At 56.3% G+C, this 12,802-nt stretch carries 11 protein-coding genes; 2 read left to right on the top strand and 9 right to left on the bottom strand.

Annotated features, from left to right (window positions below):
* Window positions 1–369 precede the first annotated feature (369 nt).
* The 5 genes from GH657_RS07335 to GH657_RS07315 all read right to left on the bottom strand — a co-directional run bounded on the left by GH657_RS07335 (window position 370) and on the right by GH657_RS07315 (window position 6,882).
* Window positions 370–1,068 carry a C40 family peptidase gene (locus GH657_RS07335; protein WP_153100103.1) on the bottom strand — a complete coding sequence of 233 codons (699 nt, stop codon included), beginning with the start codon at window positions 1,066–1,068 and terminating at the stop codon, window positions 370–372.
* 126 nt (window positions 1,069–1,194) lie between these two features.
* Window positions 1,195–2,835 (bottom strand): ABC transporter ATP-binding protein, encoded by a 1,641-nt coding sequence (locus tag GH657_RS07330; RefSeq protein WP_153100102.1) that lies wholly within the window; start codon window positions 2,833–2,835, stop codon window positions 1,195–1,197.
* Entirely contained in the window at window positions 2,832–3,929 is a 1,098-nt protein-coding gene (locus GH657_RS07325) for an ABC transporter permease (RefSeq protein ID WP_153100101.1), read from the bottom strand. Before GH657_RS07325 ends, GH657_RS07330 begins: the two co-directional genes overlap by 4 nt.
* A complete protein-coding gene (locus GH657_RS07320) occupies window positions 3,926–4,966 on the bottom strand; it encodes a microcin C ABC transporter permease YejB (RefSeq protein WP_153100100.1) in 1,041 nt (346 codons plus the stop codon). Before GH657_RS07320 ends, GH657_RS07325 begins: the two co-directional genes overlap by 4 nt.
* Window positions 4,967–5,079: 113 nt before the next feature.
* Window positions 5,080–6,882, bottom strand: coding sequence for an extracellular solute-binding protein (locus GH657_RS07315; RefSeq protein WP_246174134.1), 1,803 nt, complete (start codon window positions 6,880–6,882; stop codon window positions 5,080–5,082).
* 184 nt (window positions 6,883–7,066) lie between these two features.
* Here GH657_RS07315 and fabI point away from each other — a divergent pair, with 184 nt between their 5' ends.
* The gene (gene fabI / locus GH657_RS07310; protein ID WP_153100098.1) at window positions 7,067–7,861 is read left to right on the top strand and encodes an enoyl-ACP reductase FabI; all 795 of its coding nucleotides are present in this window, start codon (window positions 7,067–7,069) and stop codon (window positions 7,859–7,861) included.
* A gap of 94 nt (window positions 7,862–7,955) precedes the next feature.
* Here the strand turns inward: fabI and GH657_RS07305 are convergent, their stop codons facing one another.
* Complete coding sequence (locus GH657_RS07305) at window positions 7,956–8,327, bottom strand: PXPV repeat protein (RefSeq protein WP_153100097.1); 372 nt, start codon at window positions 8,325–8,327, stop codon at window positions 7,956–7,958.
* 502 nt (window positions 8,328–8,829) lie between these two features.
* On the opposite strand from GH657_RS07305, the gene GH657_RS07300 reads away from it, so the two are divergent.
* Window positions 8,830–10,590 carry an ankyrin repeat domain-containing protein gene (locus GH657_RS07300; RefSeq protein WP_153100096.1) on the top strand — a complete coding sequence of 587 codons (1,761 nt, stop codon included), beginning with the start codon at window positions 8,830–8,832 and terminating at the stop codon, window positions 10,588–10,590.
* Between the two features lie 56 nt (window positions 10,591–10,646).
* Here GH657_RS07300 and GH657_RS07295 read toward each other — a convergent pair whose 3' ends face one another.
* From GH657_RS07295 to GH657_RS07285, 3 genes are all read right to left on the bottom strand, one after another.
* Window positions 10,647–11,111, bottom strand: a complete 465-nt coding sequence (locus GH657_RS07295) for a hypothetical protein (RefSeq protein ID WP_153100095.1) — start codon at window positions 11,109–11,111, stop codon at window positions 10,647–10,649.
* Window positions 11,112–11,170: 59 nt separating this feature from the next.
* On the bottom strand, window positions 11,171–11,734 hold the full coding sequence (locus GH657_RS07290; protein ID WP_153100094.1) for a peroxiredoxin: 564 nt from the start codon (window positions 11,732–11,734) through the stop codon (window positions 11,171–11,173).
* 219 nt (window positions 11,735–11,953) lie between these two features.
* A complete protein-coding gene (locus tag GH657_RS07285) occupies window positions 11,954–12,748 on the bottom strand; it encodes an ABC transporter substrate-binding protein (RefSeq protein WP_153100093.1) in 795 nt (264 codons plus the stop codon).
* Window positions 12,749–12,802: the final 54 nt, after the last annotated feature.

Raw genomic sequence — 12,802 nt, 5'->3', positions numbered from 1 at the left:
CCCCTGAATACGATGTGGCCGTCAGGTGAAGCGCGCCGGGAATCGTGGTCGCGTGTTTTTCAGGTGCGGCGATGAATCAGTTCGGCTTGTACAAACATGTAGCCTCGGCTCGCGTAGTCAGGCATCGAAGCGGGCGGAGCCTGCCGACAGGTCGGCGAGTGCTATCTGGTCAAGTGGAACAACGGTTGTATCGACAACTGGCTGGCGTGGAAGAGGTGTGCCGGGAAGACTCGCCATTCACCGTCGAATAAACGAAGAAAGGGCCGCACAACGCACTGTGCCCCAAACGTTGAATTGATATTCAACGTTTGGGGCACAGTTCACAACGACGCAGAGGTCAAGTCTCAAGTCATACCCACTTGCGCGGGATTACTGCATGTTCCCGCGCCGGATCGTGACATTCACACGCTGACGCATATCTTGCGCGTCGGGAAACGCGGTCTCGATGCGACGTGCGCCGGTAAAACGCTTTTCCCAGTAACCGCTATCGAGGTCATCAACGCGGATCGTGCTGCCCGTCGAGGGCGAATGCACGAACTTGTTGCCGCCGATATAAATACCGACATGTGAAAACGTGCGGCGCATCGTGTTGAAAAACACCAGATCACCCGGCTGAAGCTCGCTCATGCGTACTTTTTCGCCCACGCGACTCATTTCTTCAGCACGGCGTGGCAAGGCCATGCCCAAGGTGTCCTGAAATACATAGCGAACAAAGCCGCTGCAATCCAGCCCGGATTCAGGTGTATTGCCGCCCCAGCGATAGCGCACGCCAATCATGCCCAATGCGCCCACCACGACATCGCCTGCCTTGCCGGCCATGCCCGAGAGAAATGAACGCGCACCACCGCTGCTCGACTGGCCTGCTGATGCAGCACTGCCGGACAAGGTAGATGAACTGGAGGACGGGGATGAATCAGGATTCCACCCGGCGGAGGGGGAATATGAGGCGTTCTGGTTATAAGTGCCGATATCGTCGGCGAAAACACTTGAATTTGCTGCGATCAGCACGCCAAAAACCATTCCGGCAATAGCGCGCGAGCAAGCTTTGGGTAGATATTTATACTGCATCGGCGGGTATATTTTCCCTAAAAATCATTAGTCTATGGAAAAGTTTGGTCGATACTAGCCAGTAAGTATTTATCTGTCAAAACAAATAGAAAAATACAATCGGTCTCCCCTTGCAATTAACCAGAGTCAGGCGCCAAGGCCCGCTGCGAGAAGTTTCCGGGTGTAAGGATGGCTTGGGCAGGAAAAAATCTGTTCGACCTCACCGGTTTCGACGATGACGCCGTTTTGCATCACCGCTACGCGATGCGCCATTGCGCCAATCACGGCCAGGTCGTGGCTGATAAAAACGTAAGCCAGGTTGTATTTCTGTTGCAGCCCTTGCAGCAGTTGGAGCACCTGCTGCTGCACCGAAACATCAAGCGCACTCGTGGGTTCGTCGAGAATCAGCATGCGCGGCTCCAGCACGAGCGAGCGGGCGATCGCAATGCGCTGGCGCTGGCCGCCCGAAAACTCATGGGCATAGCGCGACAATACGGCGGAATCGAGCCCCACCTCGGCCAGCACACTCACCACCCGGGCGCGGCGCGCTCGCGCATCGAGCTGCGGACGGTGCAAGGCAAGCCCTTCGCCCACGATCTGTTCGATGGTCTGGCGCGGCGACAGCGAACTATACGGGTCCTGAAACACCACCTGCAAATTAGAGCGCAGCGCCGTTTTTTGCCGTCCCTGGTAGCTCGCCAGCGGACGCCCCTGAAACTCGATCACGCCTTGCGCCGTGCGTTGCAAACCCAGCAAGGCAAACGCCAGGGTCGATTTGCCCGAGCCCGATTCGCCCACCACGCCTAGCGTCTCGCCTTCGCGCACCGTCATGCTGACCTGCCGCAACACCCGTGAGTATCCCGAACGAAACCAGCCGCGCACGCCGCCCAGGCGGCAGCGAAAATCGACCGAGACATCACGGGCAGCCAGCAGCACCGGTGCGGCAACCGGTACCGGCTGCACCGCGCGCTCCGGGCGGCTACGCAACAGCCGCTGGGTATAAGGATGCTGCGGCGTGGCAAACACCTGCTCCACCGTGCCGCTTTCGACCAGCACGCCCTGCTCCATCACGGCGACACGTTGCGCGAAACGGCGCACGAGATTCAGGTCATGGGTAATCAAAAGCACCGCCATCCCACGCTTTTGCGCTTCGTCGCGTTGCAGTTCAAGCAACAGATCAACGATCTGCGCGCGAATCGTGACATCGAGCGCGGTCGTCGGCTCATCGGCGATCAGCAAGCGCGGGCGGCAAGCCAGCGCCATGGCGATCATCGCTCGCTGACGCTGGCCACCCGAGAGCTGATGAGGATAGCTGTTGACCCGCTGGCCAGGCTCGGCAATCCCCGTGCGCGCCAGCAAGGCCACGGCGCGACGGCGCGCTTCGGCCTGCGACACGGCATCGTGCAGGACGATCGTCTCCGCGATCTGGTCGCCAATCGTATAGAGCGGATTAAGCGCGCTCATCGGCTCCTGAAAGATCATGGCGATCTCAGCGCCGCGCAGGCCGCGCATCGCGCGTTCGCTTTGGCGCAGCAAATCCACGCCATTGAAACGGATCGCCCCCTGAACCCGCGCGTCATGTAACAGCCGCAGAATCGACAGCGCGGTCACGCTTTTGCCCGAACCGGATTCGCCCACCAGCGCCATCCGTTCGCCTTGACCCAGGGTGAGCGTCACATCGCGGACTGCCCGCGTCTCACCAAAACTGACCTGCAAATGCTCAAGCTCCAGCAACGGCTGCGACACCGTATCCGCCGTCGCCCTGTCTTCAACCCGGTCGAAACTCACAGGCGGCCTCCCCCACCCGTCACCGCGGACATGCGCGTGTCGAGCGCATTGCGCAGCGCATCGCCCATGAAGGTCAGCAGCAAGAGGGTCATCACGAGCACGCCAAACGTCGACAGCGAGATCCACCAGGCATCGAGATTCGCCTTGCCCTGAGCCAGCAGCTCACCGAGGCTGGGCGTGGGCGATGGCACCCCAAGCCCGAGAAAATCCAGGCTGGTCAGCGCCAGGATCGAGCCGCTCATGCGAAACGGCAAGAAAGTAATGACCGGTGTCAGGCTGTTGGGCAGCACATGACGCCAGATGATCTGCGCGCTCGACAGGCCCATCGCGCGCGCAGCGCGCACGTAGTCTTGCTGGCGATTGCGCAAAAACTCGGCGCGCACGTAATCGGACAGGCCAATCCAGCCAAACAGCGAAAGCAGCACGATCAGCAGGATGAAACCCGGCTCGAAGATCGAGGCAAAAATAATCAGCAGATACAGCTCCGGCAAGGCACTCCAGATTTCGATCAGGCGTTGCCCGACGATATCGGTTCGCCCCCCGAAGTAACCTTGCAGTGCGCCCGCCAGCATACCGATCACGGTGCCAATCAGCGTCAGCACAAGGCCAAACATCACCGACACGCGAAAGCCATAAAGCAGCCGGGCGAACAGGTCACGGCCACGGTCGTCGGTACCGAGCCAGTTCTCCCGCGATGGCGGCGCAGGATTGGGCGTGGCCGAAAAATAATTGAGCGTGTCGTAGTAATACGGATTGAGCGGATACAGCGCGAAATTGCCCGGCGCAGAAAAACGCTGGCGAATGTACGGGTCCAGATAATCGGCTGGCGCCGGAAAATCGCCGCCAAAGGTGGTTTCTGGATACGTTTTGAACAGGGGAAAATACAGATGGCCGTCATAGCGCACCACCAGCGGCCGGTCATTGGACCAGAGTGGCCCAGCCAGACTCAGCACAAACGCGACGGTAAAGACGATCAGGCTCCAGTAGCCCAGCCGCTGCTGGCGAAAGCGCCGCCAGACACGGCGCCCCGGCGAGCATGAAGCGCTGGTGGCACGACCGGCGGCGGCCTCCGGTGCGGAAAACGTAGAGGTCATTTCGACTCCATCTGCTCGAACTGGATACGCGGATCGACCCAGACATAGCAAAGGTCGGAGAGCAGCTTGGTGGCCAGTCCAATCAGCGTAAACAGATAGAGCGTGCCCAGCACAACCGGGTAATCGCGCCGCACTACGGATTCATACGACAGCAAGCCGAGACCATCGAGCGAAAACAGCGTTTCGAGCAGCAGGCTGCCCGTGAAAAACGCGCCGATAAACGCGGCGGGAAAGCCCACGATCAACGGCAGCAAGGCATTGCGCAAGATGTGCTTCCACAGCACACGCCGCTCGGACAGCCCTTTGGCGCGCGCGGTCAGCACATACTGTTTGCGGATTTCATCGAGAAAGGCGTTTTTCGTCAGCATCGTGACCACCGCGAAACTGCCCACGAGCGATGCCACGACCGGCAGCGTGATGTGCCACAGATAATCGGTGATCTTGTGCATGAGGCTGAATTGCGCCCAGTCGTCCGAGGTCAGGTTGCGCAATGGAAACAGCTGCAAAAACGTCCCGCCACCGAACAGCACCAGCAGCAGCACGCCCAGCACAAAACCGGGAATCGCGTAGCCCACCAGTACGATCAGGCTCGTTGCCATATCGAAGCGCGAGCCGTGGCGCACCGCCTTCGCAATGCCTAGCGGCACCGAAATCAGATAAGTCAGAAAAAACGTCCAGAGCCCGAGACTAAGCGACACGGGCAGCTTCGAGACGATCAGCGCCCACACACTCTCATGGCGAAAGTAGCTCTGGCCCAGATCGAAGCGCGCGAAACGCTTGAGCATGAGCCCATAGCGTTCGAGCGGCGGCTTGTCAAAGCCATACAGCGCCTTGAGCTGCGCGACTTGCTGGGCGTCGACGCCATTGTGCGCACGCAGGCCAAACGGCATGCCGTGCTCGCTGTTCTTGCGCAAATCATGCAGCGCCTGCTCAACCGGCCCACCGGGCACAAACTGGATCACCACGAACGTCAGCGTCAACACGCCGAGCAGCGTCGGGATCATCAGCAACACGCGTTTCAGGACATAGCTCCACATAAGCGGCAGTTCGGTAGGGAAATAAACGGTTAGAAGCGGTTAGGCGGTTAGGCGGTTAGGCGGTTAGGCGGTTAGGCGGTTAGGCGGTTAGGCGGTTAAAAAAACGAAAACGCTCAGGGCTGCGATGTGAACCACCAGGTCGAGGTGATCCAGTCGCTGGCCGCATAGTACAGCGGCAGAGTCTGCGGCCACGCCATACCACGCCGGTACGCCACCCGGTGAATCGCGCTGTACCAATGCGGCACGACATAGTAGCCATGCAGCAGCACACGGTCGAGCGCATGAGTGGCATCGAGCAGTTGTTCACGCGTTTGCGCCTGTGCCAGCGCTTGCAACAGCGCATCGACCACGGGCGACTTCAGGCCGATCAGGTTGCCCGAGCCAATTTCGCTCGCGGCCTTGCTGCCATAGCGGTCCATTTGCTCCGTGCCGGGAATCTGGACATCCGGAAACCGGATCGAGGTGACATCGAAATCAAAATTATCGAGCCGCTTCTGATAAAGCGCGAAATCGGCAACGCGATAGCTCGCCTCGATGCCCAGCTTCTTCAGGTTGCGGATGTAGGGTGCGACGACGGGCTCCATATTGGATGCGGAACCCGAATCATCCAGAATCTCAAAGCGGAACGGCTCGCCTTTGGCATTGCGCAGCGCGCCATCGCGGTAGGTCCAGCCGGCTTGTGCCAGCAATGCACGCGCTTGCAGCAGGTTGGCGCGCAATGAGCCTGGCGCATCCGTGTCCGGCTGCGTGGGCGGCAGGCCAAACACCGCGGGATCGAGCTGGGCGCGCCACGGCTGCAGCAAGGCGCGCTCGCCGTCCGAAGGCAGGCCGCTCGCCTGGAAATCGGTATTGGCAAAGAAGCTGTCCAGCCGCGTGTACTGGCCATAAAACAGTTGCCGGTTGAGCCATTCAAAATCGAACGCGAGATCGAGTGCACGGCGCACCCGCACATCCTGAAACAGGGGCCGGCGCTGATTCAGGATGTAGCCCTGCATGCTCGAACCATTGCGCTGCGGAAACTCCCGCTTGATGAGCTCGCCGCGATCGAAGGGCCGCCCCACGTCGCGCCTGATCCAGCTGCGTGCGACGTATTCGACCATGGCGTCGTACTCGCCTGCCTTGAACGCTTCGCGCCGCGCGACTTCATCGGAATACAGCTTGTAGGTGATGCGCTCGAAGTTATAAGTGCCTACGCGTACCGGTAAATCGCTTCCCCAGTAATGGGGATCGCGCCGGTAAGTGATCGTGCGTCCATTGCGGTATTGCTCGATCAGATAAGGACCGCTTCCCACCGGCTGCTCGAACGCCAGTTGATCGAAGGCGATCCGGCTGCCATCCGGGCGCATGCCCCACTTGCGCGAGAACACCGGCATGCCGCCCGCAAGCAGCGGCAACTCACGATTGCGCTGGCGAAAATCGAAGCGGACCGTCGCGGCGTCGAGCACGACCGCCCGCGTAATCTCGCTGAAATACGCCGAGTATTGCGGTGCCGCCTGCGGGCTTTTCAGCGTATCGAGTGAGAACTTGACATCGTCGGCCGTGACGCGATCGCCATTGGAAAAGCGTGCACGCGGGTGAAGATGAAACACCACCGACAAGCCATCCGGGGCAACCTGCACGTCATCGGCCAGCAAACCATAAACCGTCGCCGCTTCATCCGAGCTGCCCGTCATCAGACTCTCGAACATCAGGCCGATGCCCGGTGCCGAGCTGCCGCGCATCGTAAACGGATTGAACTTGTCGAAGCTCGTATAGCGGTTCGGATTGGCCAGCACCAGCGTGCCGCCACGTGGCGCCGATGGATTGACGTAATCGAAATGCTTAAAGCCAGGCGGATATTTTGGGCTGCCATATTGTGCGATCGCGTGCGCGGCCTGGGCGTCCGGTGCGCTCAGCGGCAAACTGGCCAGCAGCATCGCCCCAGCGAGCGCCAGCGTGCGCCCCAAAAACGCAAAGCCGCGCCTGACGCGCAGCAGGAAAATCCATCGCAAACCAATAGTCATGGGAGTCTTGTGAGTCAGAGGGCAAAAGCAATGTGAGAGAATTCTACCCACCCCGCGCACCGCACCTCATGACGCGCTGACTTTATCCGGAGATTTCATGGGTTTTCTTGCTGGCAAACGTATCCTGCTGACTGGCTTGCTGTCGAACCGGTCCATCGCTTATGGCATTGCACAAGCGTGCAAACGTGAAGGCGCCGAACTGGCATTCACCTATGTGGGCGAGCGTTTTAAAGACCGTATTAACGAATTTGCTGCCGAGTTCGACAGCACGCTCGTCTTTCCTTGCGACGTCGCCGACGATGCACAAATCGATGCGCTCTTCGCCTCGTTGCAACAGCACTGGGATGGCCTCGACGGGCTCGTGCACTCCATCGGTTTTGCACCGCGCGAGGCCATCGCCGGCGATTTTCTCGAGGGCATGACACGCGAAAACTTCCGCATCGCGCATGACATTTCCGCTTACAGTTTTGCCGCACTGGCGAAAGCCGCCCAGCCCATGCTCAACCAGGATGCGGCGCTACTCACGCTCAGTTATCTGGGTGCTGAGCGCGCCATTCCGAACTACAACACGATGGGCCTCGCCAAGGCCTCGCTGGAAGCCAGCGTGCGTTATCTGGCCGTGTCGCTCGGCACGAAGGGAATCCGCGTCAATGGCATCTCGGCGGGCCCCATCAAGACCCTCGCGGCCAGTGGCATCAAAGGCTTCAGCAAAATTCTGGAGTTTGTCGAACACAATGCGCCGCTCAAACGCAATGTGACCATCGAACAGGTCGGCAATACCGCGGCATTTCTGCTCTCGAACCTGGCAGGCGGCGTCAGCGCCGAGATCATTCACGTCGATAGCGGCTTTAATGCCGTAGTGGGCGGCATGGCCACCGCCGCTGCGGAATAACTCATCGAACGATCAGCCATCAGGGTTGAACAGAAAAAAGCCGTTGCTCAAAATTTGAGCAACGGCTTTTTTCATGGGCACATGATCCGGCGCATCAATGATGGCCGTTATCGTGACCGTTATGCCTGCCGCGATTGTCATGACGATTGTCATGGCGGTCCTCATAGCGCCTGTACTCATGCTCCCTGCGATTGTTATGGCGATACCAGTCATTGCGGCTCCAGTAACGGCGGCCATCCCAGTAGCGGTCGCCGTGCCAGCCCAGAACGATCGTCGGTGCCCCGCCATAAACCGGTGCGGCATAAACCGGCGCAGGCTGGTAATAAACCGGTGGTGACGGCGCGACATAAACCGGCGGCGGCACACCGATGTTGATCCCGACATTAAGCCCATCGGCCATGGCGGCGCCCGTCATACTCAGCGTCAGCCCCGCGAGCAGCCATGAAACAAGATGCGTTGCCTTCATGTGTTCCCCCTTTGCAGCAATGTGTTGTGAAGTGTGAAGTTGTGGGCTGCAATATAGCTTGCGCAAAGCCCGAGCGTATTTCCACTTTGTAATAAATGATGCATGACGGCATGACGGATGCCTTTGCCTTACTTCTGCTTACATCAGAGGCTTTTGCCCAGCGATGCCCAACCTCAGGCGTGCCGACGCTTGCTACAGACAATCCTTGCGCATCCCGCCTCGCACAACCTGCTTCATGCATAGTGGTTAGCCAAAATGGAACCAACGTGAAAAACCCGTTACCAAGAGGCCTGAATTCTAATCATTTACTGGGAAAGAAAAATGGTTGCAAATATAAAAATATCATCCAGAAATATTTGATTTAAATTCAGCAGGCTGACAGGGTTAATATTCGAATTTTATCGCATAAAACCTGACAAAAACATATACATGCTTTATCTTAATGCACAGAAAAATATAAAGCATTATTAAAACATTTACTCGCAAACTATTTTAATAAATCATGAAAACCAACAACAGCAATTCGATATCATCTGACATAACCCATTTTACGTTTCATAACCAGTCTGACCAGACTTGCCCCACGACCGGCAATCTTTCCCCCCGGGCGCAGAACTCTTTTATTCCGCCAGGCATCGCCCATCCCCCTCACATTAATATTGCTGGAGTGAGTTCTACCGAGGCAGACCAGATTATCGGCTACAACCCATGTCCTGACAAAGACACGAATCCAGATAAACAGCCCACCTTAAGGTATTCGCCGTATTCTGCAGAAAAAAATCAGAAAAGCAAAGAAAAACAAATAACTCAACATAGACTCTTAAAAAACGATATTAAAATAATTGAAAAAATAGCCGATGCCATCGAACAAAAAAATATAAAAAAGATAAATTATTATATATCGAAAGAAGAATACAAACCATTATTCGGAACAAATTACCATGCAAAAAACAAAAGATTACCGCTGGGGTCCAGTCTTGTTTTTCTAGCAGTAAAACACAGCGTCCACTATGACAATTCTGATCCAGAAGGCATGAAAATTCTGGAGAAAATTCTAGCAAGTGTAGATAACCTACTCCTACGGGCTCAAAATGACCTCACCCTGTTTCATTATTCCGTGATCAATGGAAATTTAGAAACTGTAAAACTAGTCGCACATTACATCAAAGATCGCCACCCCAATAATTTCATAGACGAAATCAACACACCCAATAAATCAAAGACCACTCCTTTTGCTTTTGCGACGAGGCGAAGTCTTCTGGAAATCAAACAGGCAATACTCGACTGGAATAACGAGATGTCGCAACAGCAGGGCATTGAAACGGCACCGAATCTGGATCAGGCCACACCATCTGCGCCCAGCCGACACTCGGAATTTACAATTAAACAGGAAGATAAAGAAAAATTTACACATATCATCGCTGCCATTATAAAAAAAGATCTCTCCGCAATAAATAATTACCTGTCACAGCCCGGCTATCCAGGCGTACTCGGAATTAATTATGTTAAAAATAACCAATCTTGCCCTGAAGCATTCAATCCCTGTTTTCTGGCAACGCAACTCAGCATCTCCGATTCGACCAGCCTAGAAATTCTTGAAAAAATTCTTGAAAAAATTCTTGAAACCGAGGGCAAACTTTTAATTATGAATAAAAACAATCTCTCTCTATTTCACTATGCAGTCACGCTTAACCACTTACCCACGGTAGAACTGATCGCAAAATATATCAAGCTGTGCCATCCAGTTGATTTCATTAATGAAATCAACAAACAAAACATGTCAAATAGTTCCCCATTCATGACTGCAATAAAAAATAAAAACCTGGCATTAATTCTAAAACTACTCGAATGGGGCGTGGACCTGTCACAACGGCAAGGCAAGCGTCAAATATCGAATCTTGATATAGCTTTAAATATGAAAAATAAATATTTAAATAAATATCTGAAAAATATACGCAGCAATAAAAATAACCAGAATCCTCCTGCTGATAATACTGCGTTAAATCGCGCGCGATCATACCCGCCAACCATGCCCGATGAGGCAAGTGCAATGCATGAAATGGATGAAGCATTTTTTAGCCAGTCCCCAACCAGCCTGAATTTATCCAGGAATTTCCCGCTCAATTCCACAAGCACCACAAGCACCACAAGCACCACGCAAGACAGGACAAAAGCTATCTCGCCCGCGCACTCGGGTGAAACACCTGCGATAGTGCCCAGGCCTCACGCCATGTCATTAGATTTCCTGCTCAACAACGATTGAGGCAAACCTGCATCACGCTAAAAACGGATTGCCTGCCTGCCCAAGGCAGGCTCTCGTCAAAGCCGTTGCGCCACCGCCAGCCGGATAATCCGCTGCCACTGCCGTGCCTGGCGTTTACCCTTTACCGGTAAACGCCAAACCGGCCGCGCCGCATCATTCACCTGCAACTCGACCCGCCAGCCCTCTCCTTCACGTTCGATGGCCGCGCCGCGTAAATCGGCAAAGATATACGCACCCTCATCCCCGGCCAGCTTCACCTTGCACAAACGTTTGTCCGCCGCGAACCGGAGTTCCCCCCAGGGGCCACTCAACGCATGGGTCCAGTTGCCATCGTGCACGTTCGGTGCGACGGCACGCTGGCGCCGCCAGAACCCAATCGCACCCAGCAACAGGAGTGCGGCGGCCAGCACCGCCACGCCTACGGCCAGCGCCAGGCCAAACTGTGCGGCCAGTGTCTCGAAGCTCCAGAGAGCGCCATACGCCAGCGCGGCAAGTACTACCAGTAACAGCAGAATCGGCATTGGCCCAGCTCCTCAAACTGTCAAACGCATCATCAATTGCCTTCATTGCCTTGAATCCATCAAGGCCGTTTGTGCACCGCCGCCCATTCCTGCACCGCGCGCAACGTGTTGGCGACGTGCTGCTCCGGCGACATGCTGGTGTACTCGTACAGTACGTGGCCATCAGGCGCGATCACATATGACACCCGGTTCGCCATCGAGGCATGCATCGGCAGCGCCGCGTCGTAAGCGCGAATCACCTTCGAATCCTGATCGGCGGCGACCGGAAACTTGCTGCGGCACTCGCTGACAGAAAACTTCGTGAGCGTGTCGATGTTGTCGTGCGACACGCCGATGACGCTCGCGCCATATTTTTTGTATTCATCGGTGGCATCGGCAAACTGGTGCGCCTCGATCGTGCAGCCCTTGGTGAAGGCGGCCGGATAGAAGTACAGCACGACAGGCCCCTGCTTTAACGCTTGCGCTAGCGAATACGTATACGTCTTGCCGCCGAGCGAAGCCTGAAGCGTAAAATCCGGCGCCGTATCGCCAGGCTTGAGCGTAGCGGTGGCAAGCGGTGCATACAGCAGCATGCCAAGCGAGACCGCCACGGCCAGCAGCGGTGACCTCAGGGTGCGTTTCATGAACGGTTGCATAACGATTCTCCTGTTCTTTTGTTTTCCTGTCCGTCATACCGTACCAGGCACAACGATCCGGCCCGATCCAGCGCGAGAGCGGGATGCATTGAACCACGTTTTGCCTTGCGCCACGTGCCAAAACCGCTGGCCCAAAACGCCACTGGCCGCAACAACGCGGCCAGTGGCACAACAGCATGCGGGGGCGTCAGCGCGCAAGCATCGCGCTTACTTCAGCACCACCTTGACGTCGAAGTACTTCGCGGCAAAACCGTCAATCGTGCCATCGGCCTTGAGTTCCTTGAGCGCCTGGTTGAGCGCCTTCCGCAGTTCGGTGTCTTCCTTGCGCACGCCAAAGCCAATGCCCACGCCCAGCAGCTTCTCATCGTTCACCACCGGTCCGGCAAAAGCGAAACCGGCGCCCTGAGGCTGCTTCAAAAAGCCTTTCGATGCGGCTTCGGCATCCTGGAACGCAGCGTCCAGACGGCCCGACGTGAGATCCGCATAGATCAGGTCCTGGGTCTGGTAAGGCACGACGTTGACGCCAGCCGGTGTCCAGCGCGTCTGCGCATAGGTTTCCTGGATCGTGCCTTGCAGCACGCCTATCCGGTGACCTTTAAGCGACAGCGCGGTCGGCTGCAGACGGCTGCCTTTTTTTGCAATCATCTGGCTGGGAATGGTGTAGATCGGATCGGTGAAATCAATCACCGCCCGGCGCTGGTCGGTAATCGACATGTCCGAGTTGATCACGTTGAACTTGCGTGCCTTCAGGGCCGGGATCAGGCCATCGAAGGCGTTCTCGACCCACACGCATTTCGCCTTGAGCTTGGCGCACACAGCGTTACCGATGTCGATATCAAAGCCGATCAACTCGCCGCTGGGCGACTTGTATTCAAACGGCGCGTAAGACGCTTCGACGCCAAAGCGGATTTCCTTGATCTCCGCCGCCGACGCAGAGCCGGTCATAAGCGTTGCTGCTGCACAGAAAGCCGCGATGGCATTTTTTCGCCAATTCATTTTCATCAGGGTCATCCTCAATGGAAACCAAACGGAAATAAAACAGAAATAAAACAAAAC

The organism is Paraburkholderia hayleyella, from assembly GCF_009455685.1.
Classification (GTDB): Bacteria; Pseudomonadota; Gammaproteobacteria; order Burkholderiales; family Burkholderiaceae; genus Paraburkholderia; species Paraburkholderia hayleyella.
Note: the sequence above shows the minus strand (reverse complement) of the source record. Positions and strands in the feature narration are given on the sequence as shown.

Coding starts and splice junctions, on each gene's coding strand:
- GH657_RS07335 (WP_153100103.1), bottom strand. CDS start 1,068: ATGCAGTATAAATATCTACCCAAAGCTTGCTCGCGCGCTATTGCCGGA.
- GH657_RS07325 (WP_153100101.1), bottom strand. CDS start 3,929: ATGACCTCTACGTTTTCCGCACCGGAGGCCGCCGCCGGTCGTGCCACC.
- GH657_RS07320 (WP_153100100.1), bottom strand. CDS start 4,966: ATGTGGAGCTATGTCCTGAAACGCGTGTTGCTGATGATCCCGACGCTG.
- GH657_RS07315 (WP_246174134.1), bottom strand. CDS start 6,882: ATGCTGCTGGCCAGTTTGCCGCTGAGCGCACCGGACGCCCAGGCCGCG.
- fabI (WP_153100098.1), top strand. CDS start 7,067: ATGGGTTTTCTTGCTGGCAAACGTATCCTGCTGACTGGCTTGCTGTCG.
- GH657_RS07305 (WP_153100097.1), bottom strand. CDS start 8,327: ATGAAGGCAACGCATCTTGTTTCATGGCTGCTCGCGGGGCTGACGCTG.
- GH657_RS07300 (WP_153100096.1), top strand. CDS start 8,830: ATGAAAACCAACAACAGCAATTCGATATCATCTGACATAACCCATTTT.
- GH657_RS07295 (WP_153100095.1), bottom strand. CDS start 11,111: ATGCCGATTCTGCTGTTACTGGTAGTACTTGCCGCGCTGGCGTATGGC.
- GH657_RS07290 (WP_153100094.1), bottom strand. CDS start 11,734: ATGAAACGCACCCTGAGGTCACCGCTGCTGGCCGTGGCGGTCTCGCTT.
- GH657_RS07285 (WP_153100093.1), bottom strand. CDS start 12,748: ATGAAAATGAATTGGCGAAAAAATGCCATCGCGGCTTTCTGTGCAGCA.